The 22,471-nt window shown below is 34.2% G+C and carries 21 protein-coding genes; 7 read left to right on the top strand and 14 right to left on the bottom strand.

What is annotated here, in order from left to right; translation table 11 throughout:
• Positions 1-16: 16 nt before the first annotated feature.
• Positions 17-2,185: an endonuclease MutS2 gene (locus BUB95_RS12225; protein ID WP_073087436.1), complete on the bottom strand. Its 2,169-nt coding sequence runs from the start codon at positions 2,183-2,185 to the stop codon at positions 17-19.
• Between the two features lie 115 nt (positions 2,186-2,300).
• Here BUB95_RS12225 and BUB95_RS12220 point away from each other — a divergent pair, with 115 nt between their 5' ends.
• The gene (locus BUB95_RS12220) at positions 2,301-2,975 is read left to right on the top strand and encodes a uracil-DNA glycosylase (protein ID WP_073086862.1); all 675 of its coding nucleotides are present in this window, start codon (positions 2,301-2,303) and stop codon (positions 2,973-2,975) included.
• Here BUB95_RS12220 and BUB95_RS12215 read toward each other — a convergent pair.
• The 7 genes from BUB95_RS12215 to BUB95_RS12185 are packed head-to-tail and all read right to left on the bottom strand — an operon-like array spanning position 2,968 to position 7,772.
• Positions 2,968-3,567, bottom strand: a complete 600-nt coding sequence (locus BUB95_RS12215) for a hypothetical protein (protein WP_073086861.1) — start codon at positions 3,565-3,567, stop codon at positions 2,968-2,970. The two genes, BUB95_RS12220 and BUB95_RS12215, sit on opposite strands and share 8 nt — an antisense overlap.
• Positions 3,568-3,619: 52 nt before the next feature.
• Positions 3,620-4,474, bottom strand: coding sequence for a substrate-binding domain-containing protein (locus tag BUB95_RS12210; protein ID WP_073086859.1), 855 nt, complete (start codon positions 4,472-4,474; stop codon positions 3,620-3,622).
• A gap of 1 nt (position 4,475) precedes the next feature.
• Entirely contained in the window at positions 4,476-4,676 is a 201-nt protein-coding gene (locus BUB95_RS12205; protein WP_073086857.1) for a hypothetical protein, read from the bottom strand.
• A gap of 4 nt (positions 4,677-4,680) precedes the next feature.
• On the bottom strand, positions 4,681-5,553 hold the full coding sequence (locus BUB95_RS12200; protein ID WP_073086855.1) for a nucleoside phosphorylase: 873 nt from the start codon (positions 5,551-5,553) through the stop codon (positions 4,681-4,683).
• Positions 5,543-6,484 (bottom strand): DUF1835 domain-containing protein, encoded by a 942-nt coding sequence (locus BUB95_RS12195; protein ID WP_073086853.1) that lies wholly within the window; start codon positions 6,482-6,484, stop codon positions 5,543-5,545. The genes BUB95_RS12200 and BUB95_RS12195 overlap by 11 nt, the downstream gene beginning before the upstream one ends.
• Before the next feature lie 2 nt (positions 6,485-6,486).
• On the bottom strand, positions 6,487-6,816 hold the full coding sequence (locus BUB95_RS12190; RefSeq protein ID WP_073086851.1) for a translation initiation factor: 330 nt from the start codon (positions 6,814-6,816) through the stop codon (positions 6,487-6,489).
• Positions 6,817-6,824: 8 nt separating this feature from the next.
• Positions 6,825-7,772 (bottom strand): isopenicillin N synthase family dioxygenase, encoded by a 948-nt coding sequence (locus BUB95_RS12185; RefSeq protein WP_073086849.1) that lies wholly within the window; start codon positions 7,770-7,772, stop codon positions 6,825-6,827.
• A gap of 145 nt (positions 7,773-7,917) precedes the next feature.
• On the opposite strand from BUB95_RS12185, the gene BUB95_RS12180 reads away from it, so the two are divergent.
• The gene (locus tag BUB95_RS12180) at positions 7,918-9,918 is read left to right on the top strand and encodes an alpha-ketoacid dehydrogenase subunit alpha/beta (RefSeq protein ID WP_083573378.1); all 2,001 of its coding nucleotides are present in this window, start codon (positions 7,918-7,920) and stop codon (positions 9,916-9,918) included.
• Between the two features lie 389 nt (positions 9,919-10,307).
• Positions 10,308-10,787, top strand: a complete 480-nt coding sequence (locus tag BUB95_RS12175; RefSeq protein WP_073086847.1) for an Hsp20/alpha crystallin family protein — start codon at positions 10,308-10,310, stop codon at positions 10,785-10,787.
• Between the two features lie 409 nt (positions 10,788-11,196).
• On the opposite strand, the gene BUB95_RS12170 is transcribed toward BUB95_RS12175, so the two are convergent.
• Positions 11,197-12,492: a dipeptidase gene (locus BUB95_RS12170; RefSeq protein ID WP_073086845.1), complete on the bottom strand. Its 1,296-nt coding sequence runs from the start codon at positions 12,490-12,492 to the stop codon at positions 11,197-11,199.
• A gap of 393 nt (positions 12,493-12,885) precedes the next feature.
• The gene (locus BUB95_RS12165) at positions 12,886-13,452 is read right to left on the bottom strand and encodes an ExbD/TolR family protein (RefSeq protein ID WP_073086843.1); all 567 of its coding nucleotides are present in this window, start codon (positions 13,450-13,452) and stop codon (positions 12,886-12,888) included.
• A gap of 172 nt (positions 13,453-13,624) precedes the next feature.
• On the opposite strand from BUB95_RS12165, the gene BUB95_RS12160 reads away from it, so the two are divergent.
• Both BUB95_RS12160 and BUB95_RS12155 read left to right on the top strand, forming a co-directional pair.
• Positions 13,625-15,139, top strand: a complete 1,515-nt coding sequence (locus BUB95_RS12160) for a DEAD/DEAH box helicase (protein WP_073086841.1) — start codon at positions 13,625-13,627, stop codon at positions 15,137-15,139.
• 93 nt (positions 15,140-15,232) lie between these two features.
• Complete coding sequence (locus BUB95_RS12155; protein ID WP_143185606.1) at positions 15,233-15,943, top strand: hypothetical protein; 711 nt, start codon at positions 15,233-15,235, stop codon at positions 15,941-15,943.
• Here the strand turns inward: BUB95_RS12155 and BUB95_RS12150 are convergent.
• Positions 15,918-16,511: a pseudouridine synthase gene (locus BUB95_RS12150; protein WP_083573377.1), complete on the bottom strand. Its 594-nt coding sequence runs from the start codon at positions 16,509-16,511 to the stop codon at positions 15,918-15,920. The genes BUB95_RS12155 and BUB95_RS12150 overlap by 26 nt on opposite strands.
• Positions 16,490-17,296, bottom strand: a complete 807-nt coding sequence (locus BUB95_RS12145; RefSeq protein ID WP_073086835.1) for a DUF1853 family protein — start codon at positions 17,294-17,296, stop codon at positions 16,490-16,492. The genes BUB95_RS12150 and BUB95_RS12145 overlap by 22 nt, the downstream gene beginning before the upstream one ends.
• An 82-nt stretch (positions 17,297-17,378) precedes the next feature.
• Between BUB95_RS12145 and BUB95_RS12140 the strand changes: the two genes are divergently transcribed.
• Both BUB95_RS12140 and BUB95_RS12135 read left to right on the top strand, forming a co-directional pair.
• On the top strand, positions 17,379-18,497 hold the full coding sequence (locus tag BUB95_RS12140) for a DEAD/DEAH box helicase (RefSeq protein WP_073086833.1): 1,119 nt from the start codon (positions 17,379-17,381) through the stop codon (positions 18,495-18,497).
• A 125-nt stretch (positions 18,498-18,622) separates the two neighbouring features.
• Positions 18,623-19,201 (top strand): DUF4251 domain-containing protein, encoded by a 579-nt coding sequence (locus BUB95_RS12135; protein ID WP_143185605.1) that lies wholly within the window; start codon positions 18,623-18,625, stop codon positions 19,199-19,201.
• Here BUB95_RS12135 and BUB95_RS12130 read toward each other — a convergent pair.
• Together BUB95_RS12130 and BUB95_RS12125 are read right to left on the bottom strand one after the other, a co-directional pair.
• Entirely contained in the window at positions 19,198-21,381 is a 2,184-nt protein-coding gene (locus BUB95_RS12130) for an acylase (protein ID WP_073086829.1), read from the bottom strand. The genes BUB95_RS12135 and BUB95_RS12130 overlap by 4 nt on opposite strands.
• Before the next feature lie 62 nt (positions 21,382-21,443).
• A complete protein-coding gene (locus tag BUB95_RS12125; RefSeq protein WP_083573376.1) occupies positions 21,444-22,364 on the bottom strand; it encodes a peptidoglycan DD-metalloendopeptidase family protein in 921 nt (306 codons plus the stop codon).
• Positions 22,365-22,471 lie beyond the last annotated feature (107 nt).

The following is a 22,471-nucleotide window of genomic DNA, read 5'->3' as shown; positions in this document are numbered from 1 at the left end:
CAAAGTATAATACTAATTACTTTGATGCTTCTACCAGTTCTAATAAGTCCATACTAACATTGGTTGTAAATAAGCCGTAGTTTACTGTAGCTTTATTTTTCTCTATAGTATCTATGCTACCTACAGCACGTCCATCATGCATTCTTACACGGTCACCAACCTTTAGGACAGGTTTAGGTGGAGTTGGCTTTTCTTTCTCTTTTTGTTTTTCTTCTTTTTTCTTTTTTCTGATGACTTCAACCTTTTTCTCAGCTTCTTTTTTTATCTGAGCTTCTTTGGCTTTTTCAGCACGCTTCTGTTTTGCAGATACTTTTTTACGCTTAGAATTTTCTATCTGAACGAGTTTAAATAATTCACCCATTAACTCTCGTTTTCGGTTGTTATTCTGAAATTTTTCTGCCAAGTCATTAACCTTTTGCCCGAGATATATTAGGCGTTGATTGCTGTCATATAGCTCTTGGTAACTTTCTAGTTTTTTCTGAATTTTTTGATTTATCTCTTCGAGTTTTTCTGCTTCAGTTTGTGTCTTTTTTTCGTTAGCTTTTAAAGACTGTTCTGTTTTTTCTAAACGGCTACGTTGCTTTTGAAGCTTTGCGATGGTCGCATCAAAGCGTACTTTGCCACGTTCAATCTTCTTTTTTGCTTTATTGATTAAGCTATACGGAATACCGTTTTTTTGAGCGACTTCAAAAGTAAATGAGCTTCCGGCTTGTCCGATTACTAATTTGTAAATTGGCTCTAACGTACGCTCATTAAATAACATATTGGCATTGCGCATATATGGCAATTCGTTAGCAAGTAGCTTTAGGTTAGAGTAGTGAGTGGTTATAATCCCAAAAGCTTTTCGGTCATAGAAGACTTCTAGAAATGTCTCAGCAAGAGAACCACCTAATTCTGGGTCAGAACCTGTACCAAACTCATCAATTAAAAATAGGGTGTTTTTATTGCATTTCTTTAAGAAATAATTCATCTGTTTTAACCTGTAGCTATACGTACTTAGATGATTTTCTATAGATTGATTATCGCCAATGTCGCTCAAGATTCTGTCGAATAAACACATTTTACTGCGTTCATGTACGGGAACAAGTAGTCCGCTTTGTAACATAACTTGAAGCAAACCAACAGTTTTCAACGTAATACTCTTTCCTCCAGCGTTTGGACCAGAAATAACAATAATTCTGGCATCGTCTTCTAGGCTTATCGTCTGCGGGAATGTCTTTTCACCTTTCTCTGTATTAGTTAAATAGAGTAGTGGATGGTACGCATCCCTAAGATACATGTTGCGTTCTTCTGAAATTTCGGGAAGAATAGCATTCATGCTTCTGGCATATTTTGCCTTAGCAGAAATCACATCTATCTTAATTAAAAAGTCTTGATATTGGTTAAGAAGCGATAAAAATAATCGAATGTAATTGGTTAATTCTTTCAGTATTTTAATAACCTCTTCTTTTTCTTCATATAAAAGGTTATTTAATTCTCTAGAATACTGAAGTGTAGTTTCTGGCTCGATATAAACAATGCTACCCGTTTTGCTTCCACCCATTATAGCACCTTTAACTTTGCGTCTATACATGGATTTTACGGCCAAAACGCGTTTATTTTCTACTACAGATTCGCGAATATCATCTAAATAGTCTAAACTGTGATATTTGCTTAATGCTGAAGCAAAACTCGTATTGATTTTTGTGCGTAAACTAGCAATAGATTTTCGAAGCACAGAAAGCGCAGGAGATGCATTGTCTTTAATGTCGCCAAAACGGTCAACAACAGCGTCTACTTGTTCTATTATGGCTGTAGTATGCTCAATCGGTTGAGAAAGCTGATGCAAGTTTTCATAATATTCTTTAAATTTCTCTAAAAACTTAAGAATACTATTTACTGTTAGCGATGTACTTACTAACTTTTGCAAACTCGGGACTTCTAAATACGTGTTTTCAATATTTAAAAGCTTTATTTCCTTAGTTAAAGACTCAAAACCATGATTGGGAATACAGTTGTCATTATCGAAAGACGATAGATATTCGTTGGTGTAAGCTAATTCTTGTTTTAATAGTTCAGCATCAGAAAATGGCTGAATTTGAAGCGCAGCTTCTTTACCTAAGTTAGTGACACAATGTTCGCTTAGTTGAGACTGAACCGTACCAAACTCTAAATCGTCTAGTGTTTTTTGATGAATATTTATGATTCGTTCTTTTTTCAAAATAGCTTTTCCTAATTCCGAATACAAATTTAAGTGAATTACCAATGCACACCTAATGCATTAAGAGGCTTTTATAAGTCTTTAATTTTATATTTGTAGGATGAATGTATCTATCGATAATAGCTGGAAACCCTATCTTAATCTGGAGTTCGAAAAACCGTATTTCTCGGACCTTGTAAACTTTGTAAAATCTGAATATAACAATCATGCCTGTTACCCTAAAGGAAGAGATATTTTTAATGCTTTTAATCACTGTAAATTTGAAGATTTAAAGGTTGTGATTATCGGACAAGACCCTTACCATGGGCCAAACCAGGCGAATGGTTTGTGCTTTTCAGTCAACGATGGTGTAGCACATCCACCATCGTTAATCAACATCTTTAAAGAACTAGAAACAGATTTAGAGATGCCCTATCCAACAAGTGGTGATTTAATGCCTTGGGCCGACCAAGGTGTGCTATTATTAAACGCTACTTTAACAGTTAGAGCGCACGAAGCTGGTAGCCATCAAAATAAAGGATGGGAGCTATTTACAGATGCCGTAATAGATGCTATAAGCAATAACAAAGACGACGTAATTTTTTTGTTATGGGGCGGTTTTGCAAAGAAAAAAGCAAAACGTATTAATTCTAAAAAACACCATATTTTAAATTCCGGACATCCATCGCCACTAAGCGCTAACCGAGGTTATTGGTTTGGAAACAAACACTTTAGTAAGACTAATGCTATTTTAAAATCAATAGGTAAGACACCAATAGATTGGCAAATTAATTAACTGTAAATACAAATTTACCGTCTTCGTCAGAATTAATAATTTTAGACGTAATATCTACAAACCCTTTTTCGTAAACACCAACATTTATAGTCGTTTCGCCGCCAGAATTATTAAAGAGCAATCGTGGACCTGCGAGATAGAAAGTTCCAGATTCTAGTAGTCGAATACTAAATTTACTGCGGAATGTATTACCATCATATAAACTTATAACCTCTATTAATTGATTGTTTAGTCTAACGTCACCAGAGTTAACTTCTATACTGCTTTCGTTTAAGGGGATTTGTACCACAGATTCAAATGCAGTTTCTTTATACAGCGCTAACTGATGAAAAGCTCTCGATTCTCCAATTTCGGCATAGGTAAAATCGCTTAACGTAATATTAAGGTTATCTATGGTCAACTGGTCATTTTCAATAACAGTTTCTATAACAATAGTATCGCCGACGTCGTAGGTGGTTTGATTATTCTCTACAGAAATAATAGTATCATTTTGGACAAAAAGGGTTTGGTCTAAATAGTCGTCTTCTTCTGGGCAACAAAGCGATGCACATAGTGAAATACCAACCATTACAGAAAAAGAGAGTGCCTTCATACATTTAATTTTTTACTAGATGTATAAAGTTTAAAAAGGTTGCGTGTAAGACTTATAATTTATACACCAAATCCTTGTAATCCCATTTTTCTGGAATGATATTTAAATGAAGTAACTCATCTTGCACGTGATTAAGTGTTTTCTTATCAATTAATTCTTGCGACCATTCGGTAAGCGATAACCATTCTCGCACATCCTCGAGTTCTTGTTCGTAACGGTTAGCAATCGTTCTGTCAATGCTAGGTATATTTTTAAATTCTGAGGTCGTATTGTTTATAATCTCTAGAATAGTTCTAACATCTTCTTCATTATGTTTTAAAAATTCATCTCTAACGGCGATAACAAAGCACGGCCAAGGCGATGGACAATTTCCTATGCGTCTAAATATTCCGTCGTCTACCAAAGGTTTAGTAGTAAATTTTTCCCACATAAAATAATCGGCATCACCATTGGTAAGACCTTCAATAGCGCCATCTAAATTTTTAATAACCGAGAATTCTAAATCTTTTTCTAGATTCCAATCGTTGTTTTTTGCATTAACATACGCCATGAGATGCGAGCCAGAACCATAACGACTAATGGCTGCTCTAGTTCCTTTAATATCATCTATATTTTTAAACTCTGAATCTGCCGCCACATGGATTCCCCATATTAAAGGTGATTGTGTATAGGTTTGAACGATTTTAGACGGATTTCCTGCTATAATATCTTTTACAATCCCTTCCGTTAGGATGACGGCCATATCAATATCACCTTCTCTAAGGCCTTTACACATCTGTCCTGTACCACCATGATAATCGTGCCAACGGAGATTTATACCTTCAGCTTTATACTCACCATTTTTTAAAGTTAGATACCAGGCTAAATTAAAGTGCTCTGGTACACCGCCGATATTAATTTTTTTCAAACTATGAGTTTTTACTTGATTTTAAATAGAAGAATCTAACTACGATTATTAAAATTGAAATACCCCAAACAGCATAAATATTATTATTAAAAATACGTTCTATAGGCATCCCTATAATAAGATATATCAAAGTTCTGATAATTGTTGCAGCCAGTAGAATAGCAGCAAATACAAGTAGAACATTGAATAATTTAATCAGCATAATCTTAGATATTGATGATGCGCTCTAGGGCATAAAGGATTAAACTATCTACAACAGCTTTTGGGTCTGTACTAAACGTACCATTAGCTCTATTGGCTATTATAGCATTTAGCGAAAGTGCTTCGTGCCCAAGTAGTTTTGATAGTCCGTATATTACTGAGGTTTCCATTTCAAAATTTGTAATTCTAAAGTCACGATAATTAAAATTATCGAGTTTAGAATTTAAACTTGCGTCTTGTAAAGGCAAACGAAGCACACGACCTTGTGGCCCATAAAAACCACCAGCTGTACCAGTCATTCCTTTGTGGATAATATCACTTTCAAAATACTTTTGTAAATACGTGCTGCCGTTAATAATAATTGGACGTGCTTTATTTTTATCCCAAGATGTATGTGTAATAAATGCGTCTTCAATATCTGGATTAGAAATTCCATCGATTTGATAAAAATGAAGCATGCCGTTAATGTCTAGACCATGAGAACTCATAACAAAAGAATCCACTGGAATATCAGCTTGTAGTGAGCCAGAAGTGCCTATGCGAATAATGTTTAAACTCGTAAGATCTTCTTTTGGCTTTCTTGTTTTTAAATCAATGTTGACCAAAGCATCTAATTCATTAAGAACTATATCTATATTGTCTGGTCCAATACCTGTAGAGATTACTGTTATTCTACTATCTTTATAATAACCTGTTTGCGTTTTGAATTCTCTTTTTTGCGTTGAGAATTCTATACTATCAAAATACTTGGTGATTTTTTCTACGCGGTCTTGATCACCTACAAAAATAATAGTATCGGAAATATCTTCTGGTTTAAGATTTAAGTGGTAAACACTTCCGTCCGGGTTTAATATGAGTTCGGAGTCTTTAATTGACATTCGTTATAGTTTTAATGAGTTTGTTTTCTGAAACACTAAACTGATAATCTAATCTAGAAACCCCGCCAAAATCTATCTCATTATAGATTTCAGAGGCGTAATTATGCTCGCCAATTAATGCTTCGTGTCCTTTTCTATTTAGTTTAACACCATTATCTGTAACATCATAAAAGTCAGATAGTTTATCAAGCATTCTTCGGTATTGTATTTCACCAAACCCATAGAAACCTTGATGATTTAGACAGTTACCTAACAAATGATGTTCAGACTTAATATCTTTATTCTTTATCAGTTTAAGTATGTTTTCTTCAATGGTACAGAGTCCATTTTTTTGATTAGGAAAGCGCTCAAGATGTGCTTTTAAACAGTTGGTTAAATATTTAAAACTTGAATTTTCTACAATGTAAGGTTTAAAGATATTATGGTCTTTTCCGCAGTACGTACGCCATAAAGCTACTGCCAAGTCTATATCAGAAGCCGTGAGTTTTATTTTATTTTTATAATGATTTTTGAGTTGATTAGGGCTTAATTCCGCCAAACCTTTAAGTTCTTTTTCGCCCTCAACACGGCCACTGCAGATAAGATATAATGGTTTATTAATCTCTTTTTGATGCAAGAGGCTTATAACGGCTAAAAGATTGATATGGCAAAACAAATCGTATTCAAACCATAAATTTACTTCATCATAATCATCTATGTTATCTAATAAACTGATGCTTTCTTTTAAGTTATATTTTGATATCTCAACATCATAAAATTCACTTAAGAAATTTTTGCGCGTATTGTAAAACTCGTCAGAATCTATTAGCGGCACCGTTGGTCCTTCACATAACATTTCTCGCCAAGTGAGGATGTCATCTTCAAAATCGAGTTCTCTTAGATAGTTTGTGAGGCTATCGCCATTAGTAATGTGTAAATTTTTATTAGACATAATTACCCTCCAACACGTTTTACGTTAAAACCTTTTGATTTGAGTATGGTCATAATTTTATCTCTATAATCGCCTTGGATAATGATTTTATCATCTTTAAAGCTTCCGCCAACACTGAGTTTTTGTTTTAAATCTTTTGCTAATTTTTTGAAATCTTCCGTAGCTCCTGTATATCCTTCTAAAATTGTAATCGGTTTGCCTTTACGTTTTTCATATTTACAAATAATAGGGTCGTCTTGTAGCCAAATATCACTGTTTTCTTCAGTGCTTTCTTCAGATACTTCAGGGGTATGGTCAGGAAAAAGATTTTTGAGCTGGTCTTGTAAATCCATTTGTAGTTTTATTTTTTGAGACCTAACTCAATCAATCTCTCATTTAAGAACTCACCAGCAGTGATGTCTTCGAACTGTTTTGGATTATTTTCATCTATACAACTTTCTAAAACGTCTAGTTTCATCTCACTAATAGGATGCATAAAGAAAGGAATAGAGTAGCGCGAAGTGCCCCATAATTCACGTGGTGGATTTACAACACGGTGAATCGTAGATTTTAGCTTGTTGTTGGTATGTCTAGATAACATATCGCCAACATTAATCATTAATTCGTCTGGTTCTGCAATAGCATCTATCCAATCGCCTTTATGATTTTGTACTTGTAGACCTCGTCCTTGCGCTCCCATTAACAATGTAATGAGGTTAATATCGCCATGAGCAGCGGCTCTTACCGCATTTTTAGGCTCTTCTAAAATAGGAGGATAATGTATAGGTCTTAAAATTGAATTTCCGTTATGGATGTAATTATCAAAGTAAGTTTCTTCCAAACCAACATGCAAAGCTAATGCACGTAATACGTGTTTTGCAGTCTCTTCTAATTTTTGGTATGCTTTTTTACCTATTTCATTGAACTTAGGTAATTCCTTTACTTCAACATTTTCTGGATATTCTTTGCGACGCTCTTCATCATCTTCAACATATTGACCAAAGTGCCAAAATTCTTTTAAATCGCCTTCTTTTTTACCTTTAGCACTTTCTTTACCAAAAGAAATATAACCACGTTGTCCACCAATGCCTTCAATCTCATATTCACGTTTTTTTTCAACCGGTAAATCAAAAAAGTTTTTGACTTCCTTATAAAGATTATCTACCAATTCGTCATCTAGAAAATGTCCTTTCAGAGCCACAAAACCAATGTCTTCATAGGCTTTTCCTATTTCATTAATAAACTTTTGCTTTCTATTAGGGTCACCTGATAAAAAATCTTTCAGGTCTACGCTAGGTATTCTCTCCATGATATAAAATTTATGTGATGTAAATACAAATCTAATGAAAAGCCTTTAAAATTGGGAGATTTCTATTGATAAAATTGCTCGACGATTGCTAATGATTTATTCTGATTTTAGTTACATTTGAAATACAAACCAAAAGCACTTGTAGATGCCTAACTCAACGTTGAAGTCTATGGACTTCGAAAGAAAGAATTTAAGTGACGATACCCTTTTAGAGTTATATAAAAATATGCTAAAACCTCGATTAATAGAGGAGAAGATGCTTATTCTATTACGTCAAGGAAAGATATCTAAATGGTTTTCTGGTATTGGTCAAGAAGCGATTTCTGTAGGTGTTACCATGTCATTGAATAAGGAAGAATATATCTTACCAATGCATCGTAATTTAGGTGTTTTTACAACTCGCGAGATTCCTTTGTTTCGCTTATTTTGTCAATGGCAAGGTAAGGTAAGTGGTTTTACAAAAGGACGTGACCGCTCTTTTCATTTTGGGACGCAAGACTACAATATTGTAGGGATGATTTCGCATTTGGGTCCACAACTTGGTGTTGCAGATGGTATTGCGTTGGCCAATCTACTAAAGAAGAATAACAAAGTTACAGCTGTATTTACAGGTGAAGGTGGAACAAGTGAAGGAGACTTTCATGAAGCTTTAAATGTGGCTTCCGTATGGCAATTACCAGTGTTATTTTGTATTGAGAATAACGGTTACGGTCTATCTACACCCACAAAAGAGCAGTATAATTGCGAAAACTTAGCGGATAGAGGAAAAGGTTACGGAATGGAGTCTCATATTATTGATGGGAATAACATTTTGGAAGTGTACACAAAGGTTTCAGAATTAGCTGCTGATATACGCCAAAATCCAAGGCCAGTGCTTCTTGAGTTTAAAACCTTCAGAATGCGAGGCCATGAAGAGGCAAGTGGCACCAAATATGTACCACAGGACTTAATGGATGTGTGGGCAGCAAAAGACCCTATTGAGAATTACCAAGAATATCTCATAGAACACCAAATATTATCCCAAGAAAAAGAGGTAGAATTAAAAGAAGAAATTGTTCACGAAATCAATGAAGCTTTAGAAAAAGCTTATGCTGAAGACGCAATAACTCCAAATTTAAGTACTGAATTAGATGATGTTTATAAAGCATTTGTATATCAGGAAGTTAGACCTAATTCAGAAGCGCAAGAATTACGATTAATCGATGCCATTTCCGAAGGTTTGAAACAGTCCATGGAGCGTCATGATGACCTTGTAATAATGGGACAAGACATCGCTGAATACGGCGGTGTTTTTAAAATCACAGAAGGCTTTGTTGAGCAGTTTGGAAAAGAGCGCGTCCGTAATACACCTATTTGTGAATCTGCTATAGTTGAAGCTGGCATGGGATTATCTATAGCTGGTATGAAAGCTGTGGTAGAAATGCAATTCTCAGACTTTGTGACTTCAGGATTTAATCCTATTGTAAACTATTTGGCAAAATCGTATTACCGTTGGAGTCAGCAAGCAGATGTGGTGGTGCGTATGCCTTGTGGTGCTGGTGTTGCTGCTGGGCCATTTCACTCGCAAACTAATGAAGCTTGGTTTACTAAAACACCAGGCCTAAAAGTAGTGTATCCTGCTTTTCCTGCGGATGCTAAAGGCTTATTAGCTACAGCTATCAATGACCCAAATCCTGTATTATTTTTTGAACACAAGGCTTTATACAGAAGTATTCGTGAAGATGTACCGGCGGATTATTACACGTTGCCATTAGGTAAAGCGTCGCTTTTAAAAGAAGGAAATGACATTACGATTATATCTTACGGCGCAGGCGTACATTGGGCTTTAGAGACTTTAGAAAACAATCCTGAAATCTCAGCAGATTTAATCGATTTACGCTCATTACAACCTTTAGACAAGGATGCTATAATATCTTCCGTTAAGAAAACTAATAAAGCCATTATTTTGCAAGAAGACTCTCTATTTGGTGGTATTGCTAGTGATTTATCGGCAATGTTGATGGAAGAATGCTTTGAATATCTCGATGCGCCTGTAAAACGTGTAGCGAGTTTAGAAACACCTATCCCTTTTGACAGCCAATTAGAACAGCAATATTTGGCAAAAGGGAGATTTGAAGAGGCTTTGAAACAATTGCTATCATACTAAATATTTGATTTACAAAACCATGAAATCATTTAATAAAAAGTTAATTGATATTTTCTTCTGGATACTTAAATGGAGTATAATAGCAATTATAGTGATTGCCATTATTTTTATTGCATTTAATTCAAGGACTTACTCAAATTTAGATACATTATTGAATGGTTAAGCTATGGTAATTTATGAGATGCTGAAACAAGTTCAGCATGACAAAGGATTATTTCAAACTCATAGCCACAGCCTGCACTTCATCTAAAACTCTCACCAGATCACGGAACAATATTATAATCTGAAAAATTGTCAGAATACCTGCAATTATTTCATATTTAAGTAGATGGTATTTTTTTTGCTTAAGTAATGACAAATTAATTGTTTAATTATAAATCTATTTTATTATGAGTAATTTAATTCCAACATTTAAAAATGGTAGTGATGCAAATTCTAATTTAGGTTTAAGAACACTACCGAGTCTATCATCTTGGATGGATGATATATTTAATAGAACGTTTAACAATGATTTGGTGTCTAATTTTAATACAGGCATCACATTGCCAGCAGTTAACGTATTGGACAATGATGAAGAATATATCGTTGAAATGGCAGTGCCTGGTTTAAAAAAATCAGACTTTGATATTAATTTAGATAACCAGATGTTATCGATTTCTGCAGAAATTAATAAGTCTAGTGAAGATTCTAACGAAAATTATACACGTAGAGAATTTGGGTACTCCTTATTTAAGCGAACATTTTCTTTACCAGAAACTGTGGAAGTAGATAAGATTAATGCCAAATACGAAGATGGTATTTTAAAAGTTTTATTGCCTAAGCGTGATGAAGCTAAAAAGAAGCCAATTAAACAGATTAAGATTTCTTAATTTTATTAGCAAATTTGAATTAGAAAAGCCAGCATTCGCTGGCTTTTTTATTGTAGGTTTATGAGATAATGAAGTAACTTTGACTTCACTCTTCTTTGACTTTGGAAGCTACAGTTGAGAATGACAAAAATTTAATTCAAACTCTCAGCTACAGCCTGCATGCAATTAAAAATGCTGATTAAAACAATTGATATAACCATAAATAAACTATTAACAGCAAGTTGTAAATCGCATAGCTTTTAAACATAAATTTAGCTATAACAAATACATTTTTCAGCTTATTTGCTCGAGTTAAATTCCTTTTATTTAGATAGGCCTTAATTCTATCAACTAGCCATTGGCCTCCAAACCAAGAAAAATATGCTCTACCGAGGTACAGTAATGAAAATGCTATTAGAATTGCCAAAACCTATTTCAAACTCTCAGCAACAGCCTGTACTTCATCTAAAACCCTCAACAAATTCCCCGACCACAGTTGTTCAATCTCTTTTTCAGAATAACCACGACGTACCAATTCTAAAGTTACATTAAAGGTTTCTGAAGCATCATTCCAACCTTCAACTCCGCCGCCGCCATCGAAATCGCTACTAATACCTACATGGTCTAATCCTATTTTTTTAACCAAATAATCGATATGGTCTACAAAATCTGAAACATTAACTTCTGGTGGAAAATCTGTCATAGCATCAATCTTAGCCTTAGCTAAATCATTAATTTTAGATAAATAACCGCTTTCTCTAATAGAATCTTGAAGGGTTTTCTCTAAAGCTCTAAATTCTCGACGACCATAATAAGTCACGCCCATAGAGTCCGCTATTTGCTTTCGTATTGCTGTAGCTTTTTCATTCCTTGCTTCAGATTTTTCTTTACTTACGTAACTTCTAAACGCTACAGTTTGTACAACGCCACCATTATCTTTTACCCATTGTAATTGCTCGTCATCTAAATTTCTACTATGGTCGCAAAGCGCTCTGGCTGAAGAATGTGATGCAATTACTGGTGCTTTAGACAACTCAATCATCTGACGAATCGCTTCTTTCGAAGGGTGCGAGATATCTATCATCATTCCCACTTTATTCATTTCTTTAATTACTTCTTTTCCAAAATCACTAACGCCATTATGAAGCCACTTTCCATCAGCTTCACCAGTGTTACTGTCGCATAACTGACTGTGTCCGTTGTGAGATAAAGACATGTAGCGTGCGCCTAAATCGTAAAACTTTTGAACATTATCTATATTCAAACCTACAGGATAACCATTTTCTATACCAATCATGGCTACTTTTTTACCTGATTTAACAATACGTCTAACATCATCTGAGGTTCTAGCCAATTCAATTTTGTCTGGTGCATAGTCATTTACTAGTCGATGTATGGCATTGAACTTAGACATGGCATTAGCGTAGGCGTTTTCAAAGCCTTCACGTGACAAACTATCTTGTCCTGTGTATACAATAAACCAAGGTACATCCAATCCGCCTTCAATCATTTTTGGTAAGTTAACCTGGTTATTTAGGCGCTGCGTATAGTTAATTGAATCCGTAAAATTGGCAACATTAATATCACAATGCGTGTCTAGTGTAATGACACGTTCGTGTATGTCTTTTGCGAAGGCAATAAGCTCTTCTTCGGTTTTTGGTTCAGATTTACAGCTAGATAATAATAATGCAAATACAAAAAGTGGGAGTAAAGATTTTAGATTCATGGTTAGGTTTCAATTTTTTATAAAAATAGACTAGAAACCTTTAAAAACAAAAAACCAGCATCATTACGGATACTGGTTTACTTTAAATGGATGTTTTTAAAACTCATCTTCTAATGTTTTCTAGGTCATCATCTAAACTGTTAGATGTATTGACGATTTTGGATAATGCTTTCATAACTCTGTGTTTTAAAAGATTACCTAAAGCGTCTTTTACTATTCCAAGTAAAACTTTTTGCTTCTGAATTTCGGCTCGTTAACTGATTGTTGTCTAGTGTTCTCATGATTGTTCGATTTTTAATTGATTACACTATATAGACGAGTAAAAAACAATCATGTTACAAGTAATGTGCTGATTTAACACACGTTAACTTTGTATTAACCTAGAATTGCAATTTAGTTACGTTCAACTTTAACTTCAGAAAGTATAAAAGGGTAGGCCTTTTTTACCTGTTCTAATTCATCTTTCGAAAGTTCTTCAGGTGTTTTATTAAAAACAGATTTAGCATAGGCTGTTCTTAATTCTAGATAAGCTTTGCTTACTTCGTCTTGTACGCTAATAAACATACCGTAATTGGTTTGTGCATCATGTTTTAAGGATATAATAGCTTCCGAAGGTTTATCAGACGATGTTAAGAGTTGTTTGCCATTACAGTAATCACATGTCTTTTCACCATTGTTATCAATAAAATTAATAAGAATATCTTTTAATTCTGAAAGCTCTATAATAGCATCGTCTTCAATCATGATTTTGTTCTCCTTGTTAACAAACACTTTTAGAATATTTCTATCATTAATTGTTATGTCACATGGTGGTTCTACACATTTATTTGGAAGTTTCCTCAGAATCCCTTTATCGGCTGATATGGTAGTCGTTACTAAAAAGAAAATAAGCAGTAAAAAAGCGATATCTGCCATTGAGCCTGCATTAACTGTTGGGGCATTTCGTCTAAGATTTCTCATAATTATTCAAGTTTTTAGGATTAATGTTAAAGAATTCACAAAAACGATACCACTTTTAAAATGTTGTTAACATCCGTATATAAAACCGTTATTATGCCCTATTTTTGCAAAATTGGTCTATTAACCATGTGTAGACCTGAGCTATTAATCAATTAATATACAATACCGCTATATGTCTGTAGAGACTCAAGTACAAGTAGAACAAGAGAGTAAAAAGCGTCTTTATGATTATCAAATTGCTGATTTGCGTCGCATTTTTGATGTTATGGACGAGGCTCCAGCCGATTACAACCTTTTATATCAGTTACCAACTGGAGGTGGTAAAACGGTTATCTTTTCTGAAATTGTACGTCGCTATATCAAAGAAAAAAACCAAAAAGTAGTTATCCTTACGCATCGTATAGAATTATGTAAGCAGACTTCTCGTGTTTTATCTGGCTTTAATGTTAAGAATAAGATTATTAACAGTAAAGTAAAGGAATTACCAGACCAAGACGATTACCAATGCTTTGTAGCTATGGTAGAAACTCTAAATAACCGTCTATCTGAGAATGATTTTGAACTTAAAAATGTTGGTCTTGTTATAATTGATGAAGCACATTACAACTCATTTAGGAAGTTATTTAAGTTCTTTGACCAGTGTTTTATATTGGGTGTTACAGCTACACCATTGAGTAGTAATATTAAGCTCCCAATGAAAGATAATTATGACAAATTAATTGTTGGAGATGATATTTCTACTTTGATAAAAAATGGGTTTTTGGCAAAAGCAGAAACTGTAAGCTTTGATGTTGGTCTAACCAGTCTTAAGGTTGGTATTAATGGCGATTACACCGTAAAATCTTCTGAAGCACTATATACAAATAGCTTTATGCAAACAAAGCTATTAACCGCATTTGAGGAGACTTCAAAGGGCAAAAAAACTTTAATCTTTAATAATGGAATTCATACTTCTAAGGAAGTCTATTATACCTTCAAACGCGCTGGTTATAATGTAAAACATCTAGATAACACAGCTAGTAAAGAAGAACGTAAGGAAACGCTTCTGTGGTTTAAAAAAACACCTGATGCTGTATTAACTTCCGTTAGTATCTTAACTACAGGGTTTGACGAACCTTCTGTTGAGTCTATTATCTTAAATAGAGCCACACGCTCATTAACATTATACTTTCAAATGATTGGTCGTGGGTCTCGTATCTACAAGAACAGAGACACATTTCAAGTTGTAGATTTAGGAAACAATATTGCACGTTTTGGACCTTGGGACCAACCTGTAGATTGGCAGCATATTTTTAAATATCCTGATTTTTACCTAGAAAATATTGTAGATGACGATACTCTAGAGCGTGATTTTGTTTATGAAATGCCTGATGCGCTTCGTAAAAAGTTTAAAAAGTCTGAATCTCTTGATTTTGATGTTAAAGCAGAATATAAGAAGGTTTTAAACTCAGGCAAGAAGTCTTTTACAGTAATTGAGCGCTCTATAGAACAACATTCTCAAATCTGTATCGAGAACTGTGAAGACGTTTTTGAGGCAAGAGAGCGCATAAAAGAGTTACAGGACGAAATTGGATACAGAATTAAGCAATATTGCTATTGTATAATGAACAGCACACAAAACTACAAAGACTGGCTTTTTGAAGAGTATAATAGACGTTTACGCTTAAGTTTCAACGGAAAGTTTTAACGTTTTTTTGAAAGGTTTTTGTTTTTTATACGTTTAATTTGAAATAGGTATAGTTTTTGTTATCATATAACTAATCTATTTCGAAACTTAGGTATGAATAATCGCTACTTCTTAATACTATGCATTTTAGCCTTTGGGATGTCGCTTAACGCGCAAGTGACAGACAAAGAGAAAAAGTCTATTAGGATACCTGCGGTTGAGTCTAAAAAAGAGAAAGATTCTACACCTAAAAAAATTAAAGTAGCTCCAAAGAAGAATCCAAAAGCCGATGCTGATAAATCTAAGAATAATAGTGCTACCATATCCAGAACTAAAGTTAAAGAATTAGAACGTCCATTTTCAATGACGGGAGGAGACGGTCTAAGAAGTCCAGGTGAGATTTTTGAAGAACGATGGCGAAAAGAAGCTCAGGCACTCGGTATTCGTCGATACATGAGTGACCAATTTCTTGGGCAATACGATATTGATACTGAGTTTGTAAATATTGTATGTAGAGACCATGAGTATCCAGATGGAGACCGTGTAAGTGTTTCTGTAAATGACAATATTGTTTACCGAAATGTTTTGCTCACATCTCAGTATAGACGTTTAAAAATCAATTTGAGTCAAGGTATTAACAAAATTGATATTAAAGCCTTAAATCAGGGTGATTCTGGGCCAAATACTGCAGAGTTCGTAGTCTACGATGATAAAGGTAATGTGGTGTCTTCAAAAGAATGGAACTTGTTAACAGGCGTTAAAGCTACCATTACATTCATAAACGAAAAACCACAGATTACTACGGCAAAGAATGATGGGAATTAATCTCCTCAGAGTCTCCAGGTTTTAAACTGTCTAAAGTATATTCTCCAATCCTAATACGAACTAAACGCAATGTTGGTAATCCAATACTAGCGGTCATTTTTCGTACCTGTCTAAATTTCCCTTCAGTAATAGTAATACTTAGCCATGATGTTGTCCCATGACGTTCATCACGCACAAAACGGTTAATAATATGAGAAGTGTCTTTTAAAATTTCTGCTTCACACGATTTTGTAATGTACGGTTTCCCGTTTAATGATATTTCTACTCCATTTTTAAGTTTTTCAATATGTTTTAGAGTGATTATACCATCAACCATAACATGGTATTCTTTTTCAACTTTTGCACTTCTAATATATTCGCTAAACTTACCATCCGTTGTGAGTAAGAGTAGACCTTCAGATTTCTCGTCCAAACGGCCAATAGCCATAGTTTCTTTTGAAAAGTTAAATAAATCGGATAATAACTTTTTATTACGACGTTTGTTTTGATTATTTACAAACTGACTTAAATACCCGTAAGGCTTGTATATCTTATAGTGTTTGTGCATTACCAGAATGTGATGAAGCATTTCTGCAGGTTATTATTTTGGTCTTTAAGCCATACCATTGGTGAGCGTTCTTCATTTATATAACCTGTAATTATTTCTTTAGCCTCGGTAAAGTCTATCCAATCAACTTTATCATGAGGTTCAATTAGCCAATCCAGTTTTGAAGGTTTATAAAAACTAAAATTTCTTAAGATTTCAATCTTATTAAAAGAGAGATAAAATCCTGAAATACAATTATTTTTTAGAGGTGAAATGTCTTTAATATTGCTTTCAAAGGGTAAAAATAATTGTGCTTTATAACAAACTTGTTGTGTAATATCTTTAGCTTGAAGATTACATGTTCCCAACGTTTTTTTGCAATGCTTAGAGTAGAGCAGTGGCAACTGCCTATCCTTTAGCTTTTGTAGTTTATAAACTAAAGTATCTTTTCGATTTGGACCAATCCATTTTGATAATTCATCACCTTTGACATCTGGGTCATAGAGGTAGAATTTGTAAATCACTTCGAGATGAATACATTTGGATTTATCTCTCAGTAAAAAGTCTAACTCTCCAACAGTAATTTTGTTATCCTTAATCTGAATATTTTCAGCTATAACATCTATTTTTCGTGTACTTTTCAGATGATGACTTAAGAATTCTTCAACACGTTTTCCTAGTCTTATTTCTTTAAATCTTTGAGTATTTTCAATGGAAAATGTCTTAGCTTCAAACTGAAACTGGTCAAGTTCAAAAACATCTGAATTCCTCCAAAGATTATGAGTTTTTAAAAAGCCTTTATACTGTAATTCGATGTTGTTTTTCATTCAGAATTAAAAATACAAAGAAGCATTAATAATTGAAGTAGCAGACTTAAATAAGTTTACCTTTGCAGCAAAATTATTGATAATGGCCACATTTTTAGAGCTCGGTGTATCTAAAGCATACGTAAAAGGATTAAAAGAATTAGGGATAAAGCATCCAACGAGAATTCAGCAAGAAGTTATTCCTGTTTTGTTAGAGTCTAAAACGGACCTCATTGGTTTGGCGCAAACGGGTACGGGCAAAACAGCAGCTTTTGGATTACCAGTTTTAAATGCTATTGACCCAAAAAATGATAATGTACAAGCCTTAATTATTGCTCCAACTCGAGAGTTGGTACAACAGATTAAGAAGCAGCTTTTTAAGTTCACAAAATATATTGACCATAAAATATTTGTTGAAGGTGTTTATGGTGGTGAAAAAATGGACAAGCAGATTAAAGCTCTAACTCGCACAACTCATATTGTAGTTGCTACTCCAGGACGATTATTGGACTTAATAGAACGCGGCGCTGTAGATATAAGTCAGGTTAAAACACTGATTCTAGATGAGGCTGATGAGATGCTGAGCATGGGCTTTAAAGAAGATTTGAGTAAAATTTTAAAGTATAATACAGAATCTCGAAAGACTTGGCTTTTTTCTGCAACCATGCCAAGCGACATTCAGCACATGGTAAAAACATATATGTCTGCTGATGCTGTACGTATTGAAATTGACAAAAATTCCTTGGTTAATGCCAATATCTTTCATCATTTTATAAATACTAGTATAAAAGACAAGCTGAGTATAGTTTCGTGTCTATTAGATAAACATCCTAATGACCGCGGTATCATTTTTTGCCGTACAAAAGCAGGAACAAAGAAGTTTGCACAAGAGTTAAAAAATGAAGGGTTTTCAGTAGATGCATTAGAAGGCGATATGCAGCAAAAAGAACGTGATAAAGTAATGCGTGCTTTTAAAAACGAAAGTTTACAGTTTTTAGTTTCAACAGATGTTTCTGCACGTGGTATAGATGTTAACAATCTGGCTTTTGTTATTCATCATCAATTACCAGAGCAATTAGAATATTACACGCATCGTAGCGGGAGAACTGCACGCGCAGGAAAGACCGGGCAATCCATAGCGCTTATAATTCCAGGCGAAATGCAGAAATTAATAGATATCCAGAATGCTTTAGGAATTACGTTTAAAGAAATGTCCTTGTAAAATTTTTGAAAGTTTATATTTTAAGACTAAAAATTAATAAGATACAATTTCTACCATACTGTTAAACTCTTACAAAACAGTGTTTTGGATTGATTTTTGTTGTAAATTTAGCTAAAAGCATCATTATGAAAAAGTTAGCGTTATTTTTTACACTTGCATTTTTTACGTTCAACTCATTTTCCCAATCTAGACAAGAACGTAAAGCTGAAAAGAAAGCCAAACTTGAGTCCCAATTTAAAGACACAAAAGCATTATTAGATTCTAAAAACTTAATGTTTGAAGCGCGTTGGGCCAATCCCTTAGGGAATGATGTGGCTACCATAGGTATGAGTTTACCTGGTGGTGCTGGTGTTTTTCAGGGAAATAGAGTAGATGTATCTACAAACACCAATTTTGTAAAGCTCTCAGATATTAATGCAGATTTATTTTTACCTTATTTTGGGCGAGTATTTTTTCCTAAGCGCGTTGGTAATGAGAGTGGAATTAGATACAAAGGCGAAATAAAAAATTATAGTCTTAAAGTCAATGAAAAGAAAAAGACTTTTGTATTAAAATTTGAGGCTAAAACCGAAGATGACTTTTTGCAGTTTAACTTTAGAATAAATGCGAGTGGTTACACCACAGTTACAGTTACTAGTACAAATCGCCAGATTATATCCTATGATGGCACAATTACTGAACTAGAGGAGGAAGATAGCAATTAGTTTCTCTGTCCAGGCTTGTAAGTTTCTTTAGCAACTTTAAGTACATCTTCCTTGTAATAGGGTACATCTTTAAACTTCATGTCTGCATACCGTTGTGCTTGGTCATCAAAATGAGGCGAATTAACATCACTACTTTGTCCACCTGCTAACATGCTTTTTGCTTTTACCTTATCCCCAAATTCTACTACAGCTACAAAACTATTACCACGTGTACCATATATTTTTTTGGCTTCTGGATTGGTATAGCTAACACCATAAGCAGCTAATGCGCCCCAACGACCAGAGGCGAAACCAATAGGAATACTTGGTTTATTGTCATCAAATTTTTGTTTGATATCACTGTTGAGCCTTTGATAACGATTGACTTCTCCCCAAGGTAAATTCCATGTGCCAAAAGTATCAGTTAAATAATCTACTGTTTGTTCAAAAAGTTTTAATCTTTCACCTTCTGGTGAATTCTCGCCGAAGTAAATAATGAATTCCATAGAAGACATAGGTTTTGGACGCTCTCCGTTTCTCAAAATATTTATACCGTAATAATGCGCTAAAGTCATAGCAACCGATTCTTTTGATGTTCTGTAATCCCATTTATCTAATATTTCTATGGCTTTTTGCATAAAAGGGTGTTTGTAATCAACTGTTTTATATGCTTCAATTAGCCCAGGAATTAAAGCTTCAAATGCTGGTAAATAAGGGTCGTGTGCTAGTTCTATAACAGAATCTAGTGTGTAATCCTTGTTTTTTGACAACAAATCAATGGCGTGAACACCTCTAAAGTTTTCACGATTTAGGGACATGTAGCTTGGGTAGTCTTCCACTTTTGGGCTGTATTCGGCAGCAGCTGTAAATGGTGTAGAATTACAGTTTTGTAGCCAGCCATTTTCTGGATTTAATAAAGTAATGTGCTCATCCACCTCATGTAAACCTTGCCAATCTGTTTCTGGGTTACTACCATCTACAGGTTGTCTGTAATTAAAATTAGTATTTCGTTTTGGAATAAAATTGCCGTGGAAATAGGCAATATTGCCTTCAGCATCTGCATAAACCGTATTGTTAGACGAATTAGTTTTGATATCCATCATATCTCTAAAACCTTTGTAACCATTTTGCTTTGTGCGAATGTAGGATTGTTCCAATGCTTTTACTGGTTCCCACATCATAGCCGTAGCTATCCATTTACCATCTTTACTCTGCGTAATTGGTCCGTGATGCGTTCTGTAAAACGGAAAGGTTTTAGACTTCTGTGTATCTCCATCTTTATATTTAAGTGTTGTTTCAAACGTTTGGACTTCTCTTAATTCCTCACCATAACGGTACATTAATTTATCGTCTATTTTCACTAAGTCTTCTTCAAATTCATCTATAACATCTGTATAAGTTGAGGTGTGCATCCAGCCTGTCTTTTCATTAAATCCTTGATAAACAAAAAACTGTCCCCATGTTACGGCACCATATGCATTAAGTCCTTCTTGGCTAACAACATGTACTTCTCCACGAAAAAAGAATGAGGTATGAGGATTAATGAGTAGAATAGGGTTTCCAGATTTGGTTAACTTTCCTGATATGGCAATACCATTGGAGCCTGATGGTTCAGTCTCTAACTGCTCTTTTTTGGGCGCTTGTTCTTCAAATAATTTTGAATCTTTTCCTTCATAAAACGCTTTTATTTTTCGTGTAGAGACACGCTCTATATCACCACCAATAGAACCTTCGCTAAAATACATAGGCATCCAAGGTTCAAATTCGGTAAGTAATCTTGGTTTTACTTCGGGATGCGTATATAAGTAGTAGTTAATACCATCCGCAAAAGCATTACAAAGTTCTTTTAACCAATCTGGACTTTTATTATAGTTTTCTTTGGCTTCATCTTCTGTCATAAATAGTTTTGCACGTAAATCACTATAAATTGCAGATTCGCCTTCAACTTCTGCCAATCGTCCTGTCGCCCAAATATAATTTTGTTCTACACGATTAAAATCATCTTCACATTGTGCATACAATAGACCAAATACGGCATCTGCATCAGATTTCCCATAAATGTGTGGTACTCCAAAATTGTCTCTTATTATAGTGATATTCTCTGCAATACTTTGCCATCTTTCGGCATCGGATTGCTGAGATTTATCTGTTTTACAAGAAATAAATAATAGGGTCGTGCATAGAAGTAAAATATATCTCATAGTGGGTATAATTTGCAGTGTGAAGTTACTAGACTTCAACTACAAATCAAAACACCAATTTATTATAGCTCAAGAACGAGTTTTTGTCCAATTTTTAAGGTAGACGATTTTCTAATGGAATTGGTTTTGCAAATTGAAGCTATTGATACATTGTTACGTTTAGATATACGCGATAATGTATCACCAGACTTAACAACATAAATTTTCTTAGTTTTTACTAAGCTAGCCAAAGCTTCTTTTTCAGTAGTATAAAGCTTTAATTTGCTTTTACGACGAGCGCTATGAAATGATGCTCGTGTCCATTCTTTTGTCACCCAAAGTTCTTGAGCACGGATTTTATTGTCTTCGTTAAAATTGAAAATATATTCTGGGTGAATGTATTGTCCTTTGTAACTAGTAACTAAGTGTAAGTGACTTCCTGTAGAACGCCCTGTATTTCCACCTTTACCAATAAATTGGCCTTTGGCTACAGAGTCGTTAGGTTTAACATTTATTGAAGAAAGATGCGCATAGGCTGTTTCTAAACCATTATAATGCCTTACAACAACAACTTTACCATGTCCGCGACTGTATCTTGCATAGCGTACAATACCATCTAGAATACTGTAAACACTATCGCCAGTAACCAAATCAATATCTATACCTTGGTGTGGCCTACCACGGCGCCAACCATAACGAGACGTAATGACTTTATTTTTAGAAATTGGTGAAGCGTAGTTAGAATCTTGAAATGTTATCTGTAGAGGGAACTTAACCACTTCATTTCTATATGGATTAAAACTTACAGTGTCCCAAAATTCGCCCTTAATATCAGAAGATTTAGTAGTATCAGCATCTATTATAGGAATAAAAACCTCCTGCTTAGATAACCCTTTAGCTATTTTAGGTTCAATAATGATTTTTAGAGAATCCTCAGAATTGATTTGAGCATTTACCTTGAGGCCAATTAATATAACGCTAAGCGTAATAAACAGTCGTTGCATTGTTTTTAATTGATGATGCAAATTTAAACGAATATTAAGGTTTCGTATTGTGTATATTTTATGTTTATAAACAAAATAATACACATTATATATTACTGTTTTAGAGA

The organism is Winogradskyella jejuensis, from assembly GCF_900129745.1.
GTDB lineage: Bacteria > Bacteroidota > Bacteroidia > Flavobacteriales > Flavobacteriaceae > Winogradskyella > Winogradskyella jejuensis.
The sequence above is the reverse complement of the archived record's forward strand: the minus strand, read 5'-3'. Positions and strand labels throughout refer to the sequence as shown.

Coding starts and splice junctions, on each gene's coding strand:
- BUB95_RS12220 (WP_073086862.1), top strand. CDS start 2,301: ATGAATGTATCTATCGATAATAGCTGGAAACCCTATCTTAATCTGGAG.
- BUB95_RS12215 (WP_073086861.1), bottom strand. CDS start 3,567: ATGAAGGCACTCTCTTTTTCTGTAATGGTTGGTATTTCACTATGTGCA.
- BUB95_RS12205 (WP_073086857.1), bottom strand. CDS start 4,676: ATGCTGATTAAATTATTCAATGTTCTACTTGTATTTGCTGCTATTCTA.
- BUB95_RS12200 (WP_073086855.1), bottom strand. CDS start 5,553: ATGTCAATTAAAGACTCCGAACTCATATTAAACCCGGACGGAAGTGTT.
- BUB95_RS12195 (WP_073086853.1), bottom strand. CDS start 6,484: ATGTCTAATAAAAATTTACACATTACTAATGGCGATAGCCTCACAAAC.
- BUB95_RS12190 (WP_073086851.1), bottom strand. CDS start 6,816: ATGGATTTACAAGACCAGCTCAAAAATCTTTTTCCTGACCATACCCCT.
- BUB95_RS12185 (WP_073086849.1), bottom strand. CDS start 7,772: ATGGAGAGAATACCTAGCGTAGACCTGAAAGATTTTTTATCAGGTGAC.
- BUB95_RS12180 (WP_083573378.1), top strand. CDS start 7,918: ATGCCTAACTCAACGTTGAAGTCTATGGACTTCGAAAGAAAGAATTTA.
- BUB95_RS12175 (WP_073086847.1), top strand. CDS start 10,308: ATGAGTAATTTAATTCCAACATTTAAAAATGGTAGTGATGCAAATTCT.
- BUB95_RS12170 (WP_073086845.1), bottom strand. CDS start 12,492: ATGAATCTAAAATCTTTACTCCCACTTTTTGTATTTGCATTATTATTA.
- BUB95_RS12165 (WP_073086843.1), bottom strand. CDS start 13,452: ATGAGAAATCTTAGACGAAATGCCCCAACAGTTAATGCAGGCTCAATG.
- BUB95_RS12160 (WP_073086841.1), top strand. CDS start 13,625: ATGTCTGTAGAGACTCAAGTACAAGTAGAACAAGAGAGTAAAAAGCGT.
- BUB95_RS12155 (WP_143185606.1), top strand. CDS start 15,233: ATGAATAATCGCTACTTCTTAATACTATGCATTTTAGCCTTTGGGATG.
- BUB95_RS12150 (WP_083573377.1), bottom strand. CDS start 16,511: ATGCTTCATCACATTCTGGTAATGCACAAACACTATAAGATATACAAG.
- BUB95_RS12145 (WP_073086835.1), bottom strand. CDS start 17,296: ATGAAAAACAACATCGAATTACAGTATAAAGGCTTTTTAAAAACTCAT.
- BUB95_RS12140 (WP_073086833.1), top strand. CDS start 17,379: ATGGCCACATTTTTAGAGCTCGGTGTATCTAAAGCATACGTAAAAGGA.
- BUB95_RS12135 (WP_143185605.1), top strand. CDS start 18,623: ATGAAAAAGTTAGCGTTATTTTTTACACTTGCATTTTTTACGTTCAAC.
- BUB95_RS12130 (WP_073086829.1), bottom strand. CDS start 21,381: ATGAGATATATTTTACTTCTATGCACGACCCTATTATTTATTTCTTGT.
- BUB95_RS12125 (WP_083573376.1), bottom strand. CDS start 22,364: ATGCAACGACTGTTTATTACGCTTAGCGTTATATTAATTGGCCTCAAG.